Genomic DNA, 16,239 nt, shown 5'->3' on the forward strand with positions numbered 1-16,239 from the left:
TTGTCATGAAGCGCCAGATACGAACGAGCCGGGAATGAGCGTGTCGCTGGTGGCTCGCCAGGAAGGTGTCGCCGCCAGCCTGCTGTTCCAGTGGCGCAAGCTCGAACGCCAAGGCGCCCTGATGGCCGTGTCCGCTGGCGAGGCGGTAGTGCCAGCTTCTGAACTCGCAGCGGCGCGCGCCGAGATTGCCAAGTTGCAGCGCGTGCTGGGCAAGAAAACGCTGGAAAACGAAATCCTCAAAGAGGCAGTGGAGTACGCCGCCGAAAAAAAGTGGATTGCGCGCTCGCCCTTGTTGCCCGGGGACGGTCAATGATGACCGTCTGCCAGGCATTGGGGTTGGCGCGCTCGAATGTCCATCTGCTGCGCAACCGATCGGCCTCGTGGATCGATGGCCGCACACAACGCACGCCACGCAGTGACGAACAACTTCTGTCAGACATCCGCGAGCAGATCACGGACCTGCCGAGCTACGGCTATCGGCGAGCCTGCGCGCTGGTCAATCGCCAACGCGCGGGGGTGGACGCCCCGCGTGTGAATCCCAAGCGCGTCTATCGCGTCATGGCAGCCAACGCTTTGCTGTTGCCCAAGGCGCCGCGGCGTCCGCAGTCCAGCCGCAGGCACACTGGCACCGTGTCTGTTGAGGCCAGCGACACCCGCTGGTGCTCGGACGGCTTCGAGATCAAGTGCGACTCGGGACAAACCGTCACCGCCACGTTCGCCAAGGACTGCTGTGATCGCGAGATCGTGGCCTTCCGAGCATGGGAGGGCAAAGGGCTGCCGGGCGAGCCGGTGCGCGAGATGCTCATCGAGGCGGTGGAAAAGCGCTTCGGCACGGTAGAGGCCCTTCCTGCGGGCTACTCGCTGCAATTCCTGACTGACAACGGCAGCGCCTACATCGCCCACGAGACTCGACGCATCGCCAAGTCGCTCGGGCTGACGCCGGTCAATACGCCAGTGTGCAGTCCACAGAGCAATGGCATGGCCGAAAGCTTCGTCAACACCTTCAAGCGTGACTACGTGGGACGCATGGACCTCAGCGACGCCCCGACCGTACTGGCGCAATTGCCAGCTGCGTTCGAGCACTTCAACGAGATTCACCCGCACTCGAGCTTGAAGATGAAATCGCCGCGCGAGTTCAGGCGGCAACGGGTTGAGCAGACACGCCGCGCTCAACTTGAACAACCGGCGCTACATTGCGTATAGGCCGTGTCCTGAGATACGGGGGCAAGATCAGTACGGACGTCCGACGAGGCACATGAAGACCTTCGCGATAGCTGCCATTGACGGATACCAGCGGTTCATCTCACCCTACAAGGGCTTCGGCTGCGCACATCGAGTGCGGACGGGCGGAGCTTCATGTTCGCGGTTCGCAAAGCGAGCGATTGCTCGCCTGGGCATCGTGGCCGGCGTCATCGTCACCATCCGCCGCTTTGAAGCATGCGCCGACTCGGCACGAGTCCTCTCCAGCGCGGAAGGCCAAGCCGCCGCGGCGCCGCCGGAAGCTCCCGCTGAGGCTTGCCGCTCTGGTCCCGCTGGGGAGCGAGGAAACTGCCAGGGTGCTGCGCGTGCTGGCCCGGCTAGGTCAGAATCCGGCCACACCCGGTCAGTCGTGAAGGTCCTTGCTGCTGATGCCGTCGGCCGCCATCCGCATCGCCGAATAGGCAACGTAGGCGTCCGTTGGCTCGGTGCTCAAAGATTCGGGACCGGCCAGCCATTCCGTCAGAGCGTAGTCGAGGACGGTGACCATCCACCTCAAGTTCCGCTTGAGCGTCAAGGGCGTTCCTCTGATGACGCTGTCCCTGACCGAATCATCGGCGACGCCCCAGCGTGCGGCATAGGGGGCGAGTTGATGGAGGGACGCGGGCACGTCGTCAAGGGCGAACGATGCCCTTGGGAAGGCCATTCGGACAGGCCCCATTGCGTCGTCAATCTGGGCTTCCGTAAGCGCCTTCAACGTGTCGGTCATCCGAATGTCACCCCTCGAAGATGCGCAGCAAGATAGCACACGCGAACGGCGGCTTTGGAGCGCGGCGTACAGCCGGTTTGGGCCGAGGCTGTGTGAAAACGAGATGCGGTCGACGTCATTCCGAAAGTCGACCTCTCAAATGGGCTCAGGCGGCGTTTTCTCGAATGCTCCAAGGGGTCAAGGACCCTCGAAAACGTGAGTCAACGGAGTTTTCACACAGGCTCGGCCCTCTGCCGACTTTCGAGCATCCACCCCGAATGTCTGCAACGCAGCCGAGAACAGACCTTCAGGGTGTCCCTTCAAGGTTTGGTTGGTGGAATCGGACCCTTGTCGGTCGGGTGTGGGCCGCGCCCGTGGCTCACTCAGCCTTGAAGTTGATCGACTTCAGCACCGCGCCGACGCGCTCGTAGTCGGCGCGCAGCGACTTCGTCATCTCCTCTGACGTCCGCGGCTGGCCGACCTCGACGCTGATCTCCTTCAGTCGCTCGCGCATCGCGGGCTGCGCCATGACCTTCAGCGCGGCTTCGCGCAGCCGATTCTGTGCCGCAGCCGGCACGTCAGGTGTCACATACATGCCCTGCCAAATCACCGCCTCGAGTTGCGGGTAGCCGAGCTCCGTGAATGTCGGCACATTGGGCAGCATCGGCGAACGCTGGGGCAGACTGATCGCGAAAGGCACGACCTTGCCGGCCTTGACCATCGGAATCGATGTCGGGATCCCGTCGAACATCAGCGGCACATGGCCGCCCATCACATCGGCCAGTCCCGGGGTCGAGCCCTTGTACCCGACATGCGCCATATCGATGCCGGCGGCTTTGTTCAATTGCAGCCCCATCACATGCGACAAGGTGCCGGGGCTGTAGGAGGCGTAGCTCACCTTGCCTGGGTTGGCCTTTACATAAGTGACCAACTCGGCGACGTTCTTCGCCGGCACCGACGGATTGCCCACCAACACGAGCCCGCCGTGCGCCAGGTCAACGATCGGCTTGATGTCCTTGGCCATGTCGAAGCGCAATTTGACGATATGAGGGATCTCGCTCACCAGCGCATTGAGTGCGACGAGCACCGTGTTGCCGTCGTGCGGCGCTTGCATCAGTTCATTGACGGCCAGCGCGCCACCGGCACCGGGCTTCGGATCGACGATCACCGGCAGGTTCAGTTCCTTTTGCAAGCCATCCGCATAAAGCCGGGCCACGATGTCGGTGGTGCCACCAGCCGGACCGAACACGACGATGCGAAGCACCTTGTCGGATCCGGCCTGCGCGAGCGTGGCAGGCGAGGCCAGCATTGCGAGAGTGGCGGCCAGGGCGGCGCCGAGATGACGGCGGTTGAATAGGTAAGTCATGTCTTGTCTCCAGTTGATTTCAGTTGTGTATTCAGGGTTGGCCCCTCGGGCCAGTGAAGATCTCACTTCGCGGTTCGAGACCGCGCATCTCACAGGCCCGGTAGCCTGTAGTCGCTCAGTTGCTCGCGCAGGCGGGCCTTCAGGATCTTCCCGGTGGCCCCAATCGGAATCGACTCGGCGAATACCACGTCGTCAGGGATCTGCCACCTGGCGGTCTTGCCCTCGTAGAAAGCTAGAAGTTCCTTGCACGAAACCTCCGCGCCGGGCTGCTTCACCACCACGACGACCGGGCGTTCATCCCACTTCGGATGTGCCACGCCGATGCATGCCGCCATCGCGATCGCCGGGTGCGCGACGGCGATGTTCTCGACTTCGATGGAGCTGATCCATTCGCCGCCGGACTTGATCACGTCCTTGCTGCGGTCGGTGATCTGCAGATAGCCGTCGGCATCGATGGTGGCGACGTCGCCGGTGGGGAACCAGCCACGCCCCTTCGCGTCGCGCACCAGCGGATCACTCTCGCCCTTGAAGTAGTTCTTGATCACCCACGGACCCGTGACGAGCAGGTCGCCCGAGGCCTTGCCGTCCCACGGCAGCACCTTGCCTTCAGGGTCAACGATCTTCATCTCGATGCCGAAGATGCCCCGGCCCTGCTTCAGGCGGATGGCCATCTGCTGTTCGGGCATTTGCGTGAGGTGCTTGTTCTTCAACGTGCACAGCGTGCCGAGCGGCGACAGCTCTGTCATGCCCCAGGCATGCAGCACCTCGACGCCGTACTGGTGCTGGAAGGCATCGATCATGGCCGGCGGGCAGGCCGAGCCGCCGATCACCGTGCGCTTGAGTGTCGAGAACTCGAGGCCGTTGGCCTGCATGTGGCCCAGCATCATCTGCCAGACGGTCGGCACGCCCGCCGCAAAGCTGACCTTCTCGGTTTCGATCAGCTCGAACACCGACTTGCCATCAAGCGCCGGGCCGGGGAACACCAGCTTGGCGCCGACCAGTGCGGCCGAGTACGGAATGCCCCAGGCATTGACGTGGAACATCGGCACGACCGGCAGCACGGAATCGCGGGCCGACATCGCCATCACATCCGGCATGGCAGAGGCATAGGTATGCAGCATCGTGGAGCGGTGGCTGTAGAGCGCTGCCTTCGGGTTGCCGGTGGTTCCGCTCGTGTAGCACATGCTGGAGGCCGAGTTCTCGTCAAAGCTCGGCCAGTCGTACGTTGAGCTGTGCGTGCTGATCCATGCCTCGTAGCTCTCCAGCTTCGGGATGCCGCTGTCCGCGGGCAGCTTGTCGGCGTCACACAGTGCGATCCACTTCTTGACCGTGGGGCACTCGCCATGGATCTGCTGCACGATCGGCAGGAAGCTCAAGTCGAAGCACATGATCTCGTCTTCGGCGTGGTTCGTGATCCAGGCGATCTGGTCGGGGTGAAGCCGCGGGTTGACGGTGTGCAGCACACGGCCTGTTCCGCTCACGCCGTAGTAAAGCTCCAGATGGCGATAGCCGTTCCAGGCCAGGGTGGCGACGCGGTCGCCGAACCCCAGTTGCTCCTGGTCGAGCGCATTGGCCACCTGGCGCGACCGCGCGGCGACCTCGCGCCAAGTCGTGCGGTGGATGTCGCCTTCGACACGTCGCGAGACGATCTCGGTATCGCCGTGGTGACAGTCTGCGAACTCGATCAGCGACGAGATCAGCAACTGTTGGTCTTGCATCAAACCCAGCATGTGGAACCTCCTCTTCAAACAGTTTCAAAAAAGTCGCGGGCAGCGAACCCGGCGACAACGTTCAAGCGACCTGGCGCAGCGGGAAGCCACGTTCCCCGTAGGCTCGGTTCGGCGCGTATCCGAGCTTGGCCAGCGTTTGATCCGCGTTGCGGTAGGTCTCGCCGAGTCTGTAGATCTGCCGTGCCTCCTCGCCGCTGGCGACATCGCGGTTCAGCTCGCGCGCCATGCGGACCATCGACTCGATCTGCTGCACGGAACTCATGCGCTCACCCGTGGGGCCGAACAGCGTGTCCTCGATGCCGACGCGCACATGCATGCCGAGTGCGATCGCCATCGCGTTCATCGGGAACACATTGCGGTTCAGTGTCTCGATCGTGAGCACCGCGCCATCGGGCGTGCGGCGCGCGAACTCCAGCATGTCCGCCGGATGCACGCCGGAGGCACCGCCGCCGATCGCGACGTAGTTGAGGATCAAAGGGCCGCAGTACGCGCCGCGTCGCACCAGGCGCTCGACCGACTCGAGCGAGGTCAGCCCACCCAGCATGAAGAGCGGTTGGATGCCGTTGGCTACCAGCCGGCGGATGTGCTCCTCATACCATGACGGGTTTGCCGGAACGACCATGTCGCGATAAGCGGCCTGCACCCCTGGGGCGGTGAGCGAGGTGCCCGCGATGTCCGCCTCGGTCATCAGTTCCATGATGTTCATCTGGGTGGTATTGACCACAACTGTGACCTGATCGGGGCGGGGGGTGAGCTCGGCCAGCATGTGGCGCGTGTCGTCGTTCAACCACTTGGCGGCCTCGCCCTCCGTCTCAGGGGCGAAGGAGATCGAGCCGCCGACCTGCAGGATCATCTGCGGCACGGCCTCGCGCAGTCGCGCCAGCAGCTCGTTGAACTTCGACAGCCGCTTGCTGCCCTTGCCGTCTTCCTCTCGCACATGCACATGCAGCACGGTGGCGCCGGCATTCCAGCAGTCAACCGCCTTCTGGACCTGCTGGTCCATGGTGACCGGAATGTCGTCGGAATCGCCAGGGACCCACTGGGGTCCATACGGCGCGACCTGAATCACGAGCTTCTGCTGGTTTTCGGGCAAGAGGGAGTCGTCGAGGAAATGCATGATGTGTCCTTGGATTGATGGTGGGGTTCAGTCGGGCGCCGGCGCCTTGCAGTCGCGGCGTCGGCTCAGAACACGGCCTCGCCGATGATTTCTGCGCGCTCCATCTTTCGGTGGCAAGGCGGGTAGTCCATCACTGCCAAATGCTGAGTGCTGCGGTTGTCCCACATCGCGACGCTGTTTGGCTTCCAACGGAATCGCACCTGGTATTCAGGGATGAACGCGCGGCTGATCAGGTACTGCAGCAACTGTGAGGCACCCGGCGCGTGGTCCATTCCGTAGCGCACGTTGGCGGGGGTGTGGAAGTTGGTGAAGTGCGTGGCATACGCGCTGACGAAGAGGACCTTCTCGCCCGTCTCCGGATGCGTGCGGACCACTGGGTGCTCGGCATCCGGGTACTGGGCCTTCAGCGCCAGGCGCTTTTCGATGGGTTGAACCGCACCGAAGGAGGACTGAAGGCTGTGGCTAGCACGCAGGTCGGCAATCTGGGTCTTGATGTGCTCCGGCAGGCCCTCATACGCCAGCACCATGTTGGCCCACATCGTGTCGCCACCCACCGGCGGGCATTCGACGCAGCGCAGTACGCAGCCCAGGGGCGGCTGCTCGCGCCAGGTGGCGTCGGAGTGCCATGCGCTTTCGTAGCGTCCGGCGCCGTCGGGGCTCTCGGGCGATTTGTAGATGCGCTGTAGGCCCGGGGCATCCGGATCGGCGGGAGCATAGGGGTGCTCTGTCAGTTCGCCGAAATGGCGTGCGAAGGCCACATGTTCGGGGCGCGTGATGTCCTGGTCGCGGAAGAACAGAACCCGGTGCTTCAGCAGCAAGCTGCGGATCTCGACCATCGTTTCCGGATCACGCGAAGCGACGCCGAGGTTCACATTGCTAATTTCCGCGCCGATAGCGCAGGTGAGTTGCTCAACTTTGATCGAATCAGGCAGCGAGTCGGCGCGAACGACGGCAGGGGCGAAAGCGGTAGTCATGTTGTCTCCTTTTGAGTTCGGGGGGGTGCATTCGATGGAAGGAAGTGTCCCCGCTCAGGGCAACTCTCACTTGACGGATAGGGTCGGTGAATTACCATTTGGGGTCACCGCGGGAAAACCCCTTATGCCCGTCTTATTGCGCAGCGCCAGCCTCACCGGTTTCGCCGAGGTCGCGCGCAGCGTCGGCCTCAATCCGCACGCGATGCTCGCGGGGACCGGGTTGCCCTCGGATGCGTTGAGTGATCCTGATCTCAAGGTGCCTGCCGACGGTGTTCGGCATCTGCTCGAACTTTCTGCGGACCTCAGCGGTGAACCGGCCTTCGGGTTGCGCATGGCCGAGACGCGTCGTCTTTCCAATCTCGGGCCGGTCGGCCTGCTCATGCGCGAGGAACCGACGTTGCGACGCGCGCTCGATGCGCTCCTGCGCTTCAGCCGCCTGCACAACGCGGCGGTGTTCCTGAAAGTCGAAGTAGCGGGCGACGTGGTCGTCATCCGTGAGGAGGTGATCGTCGGCAAGGCCGCACCAGTGCGGCAATCTACCGAGCTGGCAATCGGCGTCGTGTTCCGATTGCTGAGCGTGTTTCTCGGCCCGAATTGGCGCGCTAAGCGCATCTGCTTCGCGCACGCGGCACCGAAGGACCGCTCAGTCCATTGGCGCGTCTTCGGCCGCAACGTCGAGTTCGGACACGACTTCAACGGCATCGTCTGCAACGCGCGGGATCTCGAAGCGCCCAACCCCGGCGCCGACCCGGTGATCGCCCGGTATGCACGTCAGGTGCTCGAAGCGAGCCTGCGCGGTGACGGAAAGACATTCACCAACGAAGTGCGGCAACTGGTGTTCATGCTGCTACCCGCCGGCCACTGCCGGATCGAGTTGGTCGCTCAGCACGTCGGCATGGGTCGGCGCACCGTCCACCGGCAGCTCGCGAAGGAAGGTGAGACCTTCAGCGGCATCGTCGAGGCGGCTCGGCACGAACTGGCCGCACGCTATATCGACGAGGGCGAGCGGCCGCTTGCAGAGGTGTCCGAACTGCTGGGCTTCTCGGCGCCGAGCGCGTTCTCACGCTGGTATCGGCAGCATGCTGGCGCCAGCGCATCGCGGAGGCGAGCGACTGCGGCCGGCCCGTAGTGCTCAGACCTCCGCTCCGCGGCAGCGTCAGAGGCAATCTTCCGAATGGCGATCGCGTCGAGATCCCAGGATGCAGCAGCTCTATCTGAAGTCACCGGGTGAATGTCCGCCAAATGGATGTCCGTTTTGGCATACGGACGGCCGAGGCGGTCGCAGCAACGACTGCAAAGGTCTCGTGATCGGTCATAGCCGGTAGACGCGCGACCGACCGCTCGTGGCCGGGACTACCTGTTCGTCAAGCTCGCCGCTAGCAGCCCTTGGCGAACAGCGCGATCACGCCGAGGGTCAGCTATCAAGCGCGGTCTCGAATTGGTGCTCGCGGTCAACTGCGGACGTTTATCCCGCTGCCGGCAACGGCCGCTATACACTGAGTCTGTTAAGGCTCGATTGAGCAAGGAGGCGGCCCAAGGCTAAATGCGAGTCGCAGGTCGCGCCAACGATGAACATCAGAATCGGAGCCAGGATGCCGCGCGCGCTCCTGTCCCTCGCACTTGCAGCATTGACGGCCCTGCAAGTGCATCCGCGGCTGACGCGCCGAGCAAGATTGTTCGTATCGGATACCTTGAGATCACAGAGCCTGGTGGTCCGCCGATGCTGGTCGTGCAAGAACTTGGCAAACTAGGCTATGTCGAAGGCAAAAACCTGGTCATGGAGTACCGGGGCGCGAACAGCGATCCGGTTCGCCTGGCCGAGTTGGCGGCGGAGTTGGTGAACCTGAATGTCGACCTGATCATTGCGATTTCCAACCAGTCGGCTTTTGCCGCGCAAAGGGCGACGCGGACGATTCCGATCGTCGTCCATGCCGCCCACGGCATTCGCGAGATCGGGCTAGTGTCTAACTTGCGTCGTCCAGGAGGCAATCTCACCGGCGTGGAAAGCCTCGCGCCCGAACTCGACTCCAAGCGCGTTGAATTCCTGAAACAGATCGTGCCGGGCCTGGCGCAAGTGGCGGTGCTCTACGACGCGGGTGACCAAGCCTCACCGCTGCATCTGATGTCGACCCGGACGGCAGCCAGCGCGCTAGGCGTCGCAGTCTCCGCGCTCGAGGTGCGGCGCCCGGACGATTTCAGCCGCGTCTTCGCGGCCGCCGCTGGCAAGCCGCTAGGCGGCGTCGTCGTTTTCACCAGTGGCCTGACGTTCTTGAACATCGAGCGCATCATGGACTTCGCGCTCGTCCGTCGGCTACCGACCGCTTGCGAATTCAGGGAACTGGTGCAGGCCGGCTGCCTCTTTTCGTACGGCCCCAATTTCATCGAATTCGCCCAGCGCAACGCGGCCCAAATCGACAAAATCCTCAAGGGCACCCCACCCGGCGACCTGCCAGTGGAACAGATGACGAGGTTCGAACTCGCCATCAACCTGAAAACCGCCGAGGCGCTTCGCATCACGATTCCCAAGGCGGTGCTGATGCGCGCGAACGGGGCGGAGGCTGCACACAACAACATGCCCCATTTGTGTGACAACGAGAACAATTGCCACGACTCACAACGCGTCGGAACTAGTGATTCTCGGGCGGGATCGACGCGGTGAAGGCCCACATATCCCGCGATCACCCCGAGCTGCTGGAGAAGCTATCCAACCATGACAGCGACGAAACTGCAGGCTGCCGGCTTGATCCGCTATGCGCGGGGACGCATCAAGGTGCTCGAACCGCGCGAGGTTGGAGGCGATCGTGCGAGTGCTACGCGGTAGTGAAGAACGAGTACGAACGCCTTCTTCCGAACAAGCAGGCCACCTGACAGTAGCGCACGCGCAGAGAGCGCATTCTGGCTGCACCCCTCGACACGGCAGACACCACAACGCGGTTCTCCGGTTTCCCGTTACTCGGCGGCGCAACCGAGATCGGAGCCTCTCTTGGTCAAAGTCGATAACCAGCTCATCAAGCTGTTGCCTCGCGGCGCCCGTCAGAAGCTGATCTCCGCCAATGACACCGTCGAACTCGTGCTCAGCGATGTGCTTTGCGAGGCGGGGGACGCGACACGATATGCCTACTTTCCCATCGTCGGGTTCATCTCCTTGTTGGGACAGGCCCGGCCTGGAGGTCGGAATGGTGGGGCGGGAAGGAATGGTCGGCGTGCAGGTGGCCCTTGGCGTGTCGAGCACACCGTTGCGCGCCGTGGTGAAAGGCCAGGGCGTCGCGTTGCGCATCGGCGTCAGCGCGTTGGAGGCGCAACTCGTGGACAGCCCGGAACTGCGACGGGTGCTGAATCGCTACGTCTACGTACTCATGACGCAGCGTGCGACCTCCGCGATATGTCTGCGCCACCATCAGATCGGGCATCGACTGGCGCGCTGGCTTCTGATGACGCAGGACCGGGCGCGCACCGATCACTTTCGCGTGACTCAGGAGTTCCTCGCGTACATGCTGGGCGTTCGCCGCGTCGGCATCACCGCTGCCGCGCGGACGCTGCAGCACGAAGGACTTATCCGGTACGGGCGTGGTGAGCTCACCGTGCTTCACCGCCCCGGACTGGAAAAGATGGCCTGCGGTTGCTACGCCTCGGACCGCCGAAGTTACGTGGAAACTCTCGGATAACGGTGCCGGCGTTTTTTTTTGTCACTATGTGCGCTGGCGCACGGAGTCGGGTGCGCCCAAGGGCTATGGTGGGACCGTGAACGCGGCCTCAATGCCCCAGAACCAGTCGCCATCCATGGACTGCGACGGAACACTGGTGCGGGATCGGCCCATGTGGACGACGACGATCGAGGCCGAGCCCATGGATGGCGGCCTCAGCTACCACGCGGACATCTTCGAGAACGGCATCCTCGTGTGCCGGCTTGCGCTGTCGGGCCGTTTCGCGGGTGAAGAGGCGGCCCAGATCGAACTGAACCGTCGCCTGAACCGCTGGATCGCCGAGTATGAACAGCGTCCGAGCAGTCCGCATGTGGAAGTGGAACCTCATGCCAGTGCGATCGCCCCTAGTGGGCATTACAACCTCCCGCCCATGGTAGCGACAAGTCCCAGTTGCAGGCGAAGCTGAGGAGTCCGCGACTCCTTCAAGGCCGCCCCAGACCGCTCTCGTGAACAGGCCGCCTGACCGTGCGTCATTCCGCAGGAGCACATCATGAAATGCGAGGCGATCCATTGCTTTGACAGGGCAACCGTGAGGTTTGCCTTCTATCCGGAAAGCTTTGACGGACCTCGCATACTTGGCGAAATCGCTGCCGATGCATTGCAAGATCTCTTTGGCGCCGAAGGCGGCCCCGAAAGTCTGCTGGAAGCATGTCAGGCGAACTTCGACGTCATAGAGGCCATGGCAGTGGAGCGCTACAGCCGGAGCCCAGGTCACGCAGTTTTCCTGGAGACCGACGATTTTTCCTGCACCCTCGGCTAGGAGCCGCATCGCTCGCGGACGTCGTGGTGACGGCCTTGCTTGGTCGGGTGAAAGTGTTTGATGAACGAAGTGCCCCCGCGATGCGTCACGGGCCTTTGCGGTCGCCGGCCGCTCCATCGGATCCCTGTTAGTTGTAGCCGTCGCTGCGCCGGGCGCAGCGATTCCCGGGCACCCGCACACTCCGCGGTTCGATCGGCTCGAGATCAGGCCGAAAACGAGACACCCGTGCAATGGGCCGCCAGTGCATACGTAGGGCATTGCTGATCGCGAAAGGCGACAGTGGCGCATGCATGACGGGCTAGAAGCCCACGTTCTAGATTTCCGATTAGGTGGATCGTAATGGTCAAGATGGTAAGCCGTCAGGAGAATCACCATGAACCACTCATCAGCTGCCCCGACCTCAAATGAGTTCGAACTCCGTTTCCAGTCGCTAATTCAAATGGGTCGCGCGCTGACCTTTCCATGCGATCGCGAAGGACACGTCGATCTCGATCATTTAAGCGAGCGCCTCCGCAACAACTACCTGTTCGCACGGGCGATGATGGGACGCGAATACGCGTGGCCACTGGTGTCGCAGTCGCTGCGCGCCGCGGCCTGATCGCGTTGATCGCGCAGATAATCAAAGCTGATACCTCCTCATGCGGGTCCACAACGTCGGCTTGCTGAGTCGAAGCAGACCCAAGTCGCAGCGACATGACGGACCGGAGTTGCCCGGGACTACCATGACGCAGAATGTCGCCCTTGTTCCGTAGAGCGGGAGTTCCGATGGAAGAGTTGGGCAGTGTCGTCGACGACCTGATGGCCTTGGTGGTAGTTGTGCAAGCCGGGGGCTTCAGTGCGGCGAGCCGACGATTCGGCATTCCAGTCTCCAGCCTGAGCCGCCGTGTCGCGGCGCTGGAGAAGCAACTCGGCGTAAGTCTCTTGACACGCGGCGCTCGCAGCTTCAAGGTCACGGAAGTCGGTGCACGGATTTACCAGCACGGACTGACGATCCGCGCTGAGACGCAGAACGCGATCGCCGCGGCGCGGCACAGCGCTGGCGAGCCTGCGGGCCACTTGCGCGTTTCCTGCCCCATGGCATTGGCCCTCGGGTTGATAGGCCCGATGGTGATTGAGTTCACGGGCCGTCATCCGAACGTATCCGTGACCCTCGATTCCACCGACGGCCGGCCGCCCTCGGCGTTCGGGGATTCCAGCGATCTGCTGATCGTTGCCAGTCTGCAGCCGCTGCGCGAATCCAGCCTGGTCGCTCGCAAGTTGTTCGACGCGCAATACTTGCTGGTGGGCGCGCCGGCTGTCCACGGAGCGCTTCCCAATCCGGCGAGCCCTGCGGACTTGGCCGGCTGCGCCGCGATCGGATGGACCTTCAGGTCCAAGCCCGCATGCTGGCAGCTCGAACGGTCGGATGAAGCGCCGGTGGAAGTCGATGTGCAGTTGCGTATGACCAGCGACAACCTCCTGCTGATCCAGAAGGCGGCGCTAGCCGGCGTTGGCGTAGCGCAGTTGCCTCTGGTCATGTGCGCCCAAGACATCGAGGCGGGGCTTCTGTGCGTGATCGCACCGGGGTGGCGACCGCCCACGGTGTCGATCTACGCGTTGTATCCCTCGCGGCGCGATCTCACGCCGGCCGGACGCTGCTTCTTGGACATGCTAGTCGAGACTACCCAACAGATGGCGCTGCATCCCTGAACGGCGGTGAGCAACGCATTTCCGGAAAATTGCTTTGCTGCGCGCCTACTCCTCGCTGGCGCCGTCCGCTCCTAGACTCCTCTGCAGATCAGGCTCACGTTCGATGGCCGGCGGTAGGAGAGACATGCGTAAGCGACAGCAAATCACGACGATGGCCGGCATGACCCCGCTTCATCCTCCTGTCCGTCGGTGTGATCGCGACCCAGGCGCTGACTGGCGGCGCCGACGGTAGCAGTGCGTCGCGGCCAGCACAGCTGCGGGTCGAGGCCTTCGGGCTCGATGACTACCGTCCCACTGGATGCCGGGGTACTGAGTGTCAAGTGGCGCATTGCGCTCGGTCTAACCGCCCTCGCTGAACAAGCCCGCGTGGAGGCGCTGAAGAGCTGATTTTCTGAAGCGCCTGACATGGGGTGCCCTTGCTCGTTGTCACGGTTCGTTGTGTGTCGGTCGAATAAAAGGAGACAGTGGAATGAAGATGAAAGTACTTGCCGGTGCGCGCTCCAGCCACCAGCTAATTGCCAACCTCATGTTCGGTGCCGTCGCATGCGCGACGATCGCGGCATGCGGGGGGGGCAACTCGGTGCCGGCAATGCTGCCTGCATCGGTGACGCCGTCGGAGTCGCCAGTCGCGGCTGATGCCGTCTACACGAATGCGAAGGTCGTCACAGTGGACGGCAACTCCACCATCGCACAGGCGATCGCCGTTAAGGATGGCAAGTTTCTGCGCGTCGGCTCCAACGACGAAGCGCTTCAGCACCGCGGCAGCGCCACGACGGTGGTCGATCTGAAAGGCCGCACGGTGATCCCGGGGCTGACTGACAGCCACTTTCACGATGCGGGCGGCGGGCCTGGTGTGGACTTGTCAAAGACACGTTCGTTGTCCGAGCTGTTTGCCAAAGTCACTGAAGGGGCAGCCAAGGCTGCGCCCGGCGCTGTCGTGGTGTCCAACGCCGACTGGCATGAGGCTCAATTGGCTGAGCAGCGTCTGCCCACGGCGGCCGAGCTGGAAGTCGCAGCGCCCGGCGTTCCAGTGGCGCTGGTGCGCGGCGGCCACAGCATGTTCCTGAACACGACCGCGCTGATCAAGTTCGGCATTACCACCTCCACGCAGGTGCCTGCCGGTGGCGCGATTCCGAAGGATGCGCAAGGCAACTTGACGGGTGAATTGACCGATGCTGCGAAAGCGCTGGCACCACTGCCGGCACCGCCTGCAGTGACGGTCGCTGATCTGGCTGCACAGCAAAAGGTGCTCAATTCGTACGGCCTCACCAGTGTACGGATGCCAGGCATCACTCTGGCGACCTATCGGCAACTGCAGGAGTTGCGCGACACGAGGCAGGCCACCGTGCGCTACAGCGTGCTCTTCCGCATCGCCAACGCATCGGGCATCTCGCCGCTGGCAACAGCTGGTGTCAAGCCTCTTGAGGGTGACGAATGGGTGAAGGTATGGGGCATCAAGCTCGGCGTGGACGGCGGCTTCGAAGGCGGCCGCATGACCAAGGCATATCTCGATCCGCTTGGCGCGGGTGGCACCTACTTCGGCTTGCAGACCATGACGCAGACCGCATTCGACGACACCGTGCTTGCGCTCAACAAGCAGGGTTGGCGCGCAGCAGTGCACGCGGTAGGCGATGCCGCGGTGGACCAAGTTCTCTCGGGCTTCGAGAAGGCTAACGCGGACAAGGACCTGACCAAGGCCGGGTGGGCGATCGAACATGCGTTCGTCACGCGGCCGGACCAGTACCCAAAGATGAAGGCGATGAACCTGCGCCTGTCTGTGCAGGACCACCTGTATCTGGCAGCGCCCGTGCTCAAGGGCTATTGGGGGCTGGACCGCGCGTCGCAGGTGACGCCGCTCAAGACCTACATGGATCAGGGCTTCCTGCTAGCGCTGGGTACCGACTCGTCTGTCGTGCCGTTGAATCCGTTCTGGGTGATGTATCACTTCCTGAGCCGCGAGACGATCTCTGCTGGCGTTTACGGCTCCAACGAAGCGGTGACTTCGCGCGAGGCGGTCCTCAGGATGATCACGCTGAACAACGCCAAGCTCACAGATGAGGAAGCCATCAAGGGCTCGATCGAGCAGGGCAAGCTGGCCGACTTCGTCGTGCTGTCGGCCGACTACATGACCATCCCCGACAAACAGGTCGAAAGTCTCAAGGCCTATGCCACGTTCGTCGGTGGCACCCTGGTCTACAAGGACCCGGAATTCTCGCTATGAGCGGACGCGCGCAGGCTGGCCGGCGCTTCACTGCATTTGCCGTGGCGACGGTCATTGCGCTGGCCGGTGCCGCAGTCCATGCGCATGACGACGAGCACGAAGGCGAACTCGACTTCGGCCGCGCGCCACAAGGCACCATGCTGTGGGGCACGCTAGCCAAGGTAGGCGTGTGGCGCAGCGAGGGCAAACTGGTGCGCAAATTCACCCAGCCGATCCGCCAGTACGATGGCAAAAAGGTCACGCTGTATGGCTATGTGACGCTGGTTGATGGCCCAACAAGCCCGCATCGCATGTTTCTTCTGAGCTCGCAGAAGATTGCGTGCCGCGGCTGCGCAAGGCCAGTGGAGCCGGAAGGCATCGTGGAGGTCAGCCTGAAACGGCCGGCCGATCTGCGGCGGCTGGCCGGGCCCGCGGAAGTTCTGGCAGTGCGCGGCAAGCTGGAACTGGTGCAGGACGACGCCACCGCACTGCTATACCGGCTTGCCGACAGCGAGATAGTGACATTGCGCAGCGTGAACAGTCACTGAACTGGGACGCAGTTTCGCTGGTGGCTGCCAACTACGTTGTGCCTTCATCGCATGGTTGCGACGGACAGATCGATGTCAGTATGTGGCACGTGGAGCGCGCCTCGCGCCGACCAACGCCCGACCTGCCCACCTGGTGGGACATCAACCATGGGCTTTGGGAGCGAACGACCGCATCGCACAAGCGAGCGGACTTTCAGTCTCGAGGA

14 protein-coding genes and 2 pseudogenes are annotated in these 16,239 nt (G+C 63.0%); 11 read left to right on the top strand and 5 right to left on the bottom strand.

Annotated elements, in window-relative coordinates; translation table 11 throughout:
• Positions 1-19: 19 nt before the first annotated feature.
• Positions 20-1,203 (top strand): annotated as a pseudogene (locus tag QTI24_RS18840) (IS3 family transposase); the annotation flags it as partial.
• A 52-nt stretch (positions 1,204-1,255) separates the two neighbouring features.
• A pseudogene (yidD, locus tag QTI24_RS31495) lies at positions 1,256-1,444 on the top strand (membrane protein insertion efficiency factor YidD); the annotation flags it as partial.
• A 159-nt stretch (positions 1,445-1,603) separates the two neighbouring features.
• Here yidD and QTI24_RS18845 read toward each other — a convergent pair.
• From QTI24_RS18845 to QTI24_RS18865, 5 genes are all read right to left on the bottom strand, one after another.
• The gene (locus tag QTI24_RS18845) at positions 1,604-1,966 is read right to left on the bottom strand and encodes a hypothetical protein (protein ID WP_286602518.1); all 363 of its coding nucleotides are present in this window, start codon (positions 1,964-1,966) and stop codon (positions 1,604-1,606) included.
• A 358-nt stretch (positions 1,967-2,324) separates the two neighbouring features.
• Entirely contained in the window at positions 2,325-3,311 is a 987-nt protein-coding gene (locus QTI24_RS18850; RefSeq protein ID WP_286602520.1) for a Bug family tripartite tricarboxylate transporter substrate binding protein, read from the bottom strand.
• An 89-nt stretch (positions 3,312-3,400) separates the two neighbouring features.
• Entirely contained in the window at positions 3,401-5,041 is a 1,641-nt protein-coding gene (locus QTI24_RS18855) for a 3-(methylthio)propionyl-CoA ligase (RefSeq protein WP_286602522.1), read from the bottom strand.
• A 61-nt stretch (positions 5,042-5,102) separates the two neighbouring features.
• Entirely contained in the window at positions 5,103-6,158 is a 1,056-nt protein-coding gene (locus tag QTI24_RS18860) for a beta-keto acid cleavage family enzyme (RefSeq protein ID WP_286602524.1), read from the bottom strand.
• 65 nt (positions 6,159-6,223) lie between these two features.
• Positions 6,224-7,132: a TauD/TfdA dioxygenase family protein gene (locus QTI24_RS18865; RefSeq protein ID WP_286602526.1), complete on the bottom strand. Its 909-nt coding sequence runs from the start codon at positions 7,130-7,132 to the stop codon at positions 6,224-6,226.
• 124 nt (positions 7,133-7,256) lie between these two features.
• Between QTI24_RS18865 and QTI24_RS18870 the strand changes: the two genes are divergently transcribed.
• The 9 genes from QTI24_RS18870 to QTI24_RS18915 all read left to right on the top strand — a co-directional run bounded on the left by QTI24_RS18870 (position 7,257) and on the right by QTI24_RS18915 (position 16,033).
• Complete coding sequence (locus tag QTI24_RS18870) at positions 7,257-8,261, top strand: AraC family transcriptional regulator (protein ID WP_286602529.1); 1,005 nt, start codon at positions 7,257-7,259, stop codon at positions 8,259-8,261.
• Between the two features lie 591 nt (positions 8,262-8,852).
• Entirely contained in the window at positions 8,853-9,791 is a 939-nt protein-coding gene (locus QTI24_RS18875; RefSeq protein ID WP_286602530.1) for an ABC transporter substrate-binding protein, read from the top strand.
• A 517-nt stretch (positions 9,792-10,308) separates the two neighbouring features.
• Positions 10,309-10,797, top strand: coding sequence for a Crp/Fnr family transcriptional regulator (locus QTI24_RS18885; protein ID WP_286602532.1), 489 nt, complete (start codon positions 10,309-10,311; stop codon positions 10,795-10,797).
• Between the two features lie 151 nt (positions 10,798-10,948).
• Positions 10,949-11,242 carry a hypothetical protein gene (locus QTI24_RS18890; protein WP_286602534.1) on the top strand — a complete coding sequence of 98 codons (294 nt, stop codon included), beginning with the start codon at positions 10,949-10,951 and terminating at the stop codon, positions 11,240-11,242.
• Between the two features lie 84 nt (positions 11,243-11,326).
• The gene (locus tag QTI24_RS18895; RefSeq protein WP_286602536.1) at positions 11,327-11,596 is read left to right on the top strand and encodes a hypothetical protein; all 270 of its coding nucleotides are present in this window, start codon (positions 11,327-11,329) and stop codon (positions 11,594-11,596) included.
• 373 nt (positions 11,597-11,969) lie between these two features.
• Positions 11,970-12,194 (top strand): hypothetical protein, encoded by a 225-nt coding sequence (locus QTI24_RS18900; RefSeq protein ID WP_286602537.1) that lies wholly within the window; start codon positions 11,970-11,972, stop codon positions 12,192-12,194.
• A 167-nt stretch (positions 12,195-12,361) separates the two neighbouring features.
• Positions 12,362-13,285, top strand: coding sequence for a LysR substrate-binding domain-containing protein (locus tag QTI24_RS18905; RefSeq protein ID WP_286602538.1), 924 nt, complete (start codon positions 12,362-12,364; stop codon positions 13,283-13,285).
• A 469-nt stretch (positions 13,286-13,754) separates the two neighbouring features.
• Positions 13,755-15,506 carry an amidohydrolase gene (locus QTI24_RS18910; protein WP_286602539.1) on the top strand — a complete coding sequence of 584 codons (1,752 nt, stop codon included), beginning with the start codon at positions 13,755-13,757 and terminating at the stop codon, positions 15,504-15,506.
• Complete coding sequence (locus QTI24_RS18915) at positions 15,503-16,033, top strand: hypothetical protein (protein ID WP_286602543.1); 531 nt, start codon at positions 15,503-15,505, stop codon at positions 16,031-16,033. Before QTI24_RS18910 ends, QTI24_RS18915 begins: the two co-directional genes overlap by 4 nt.
• Positions 16,034-16,239: the final 206 nt, after the last annotated feature.

The organism is Variovorax sp. J22P240, assembly GCF_030316855.1.
Taxonomy (GTDB): Bacteria; Pseudomonadota; Gammaproteobacteria; order Burkholderiales; family Burkholderiaceae_C; genus Variovorax.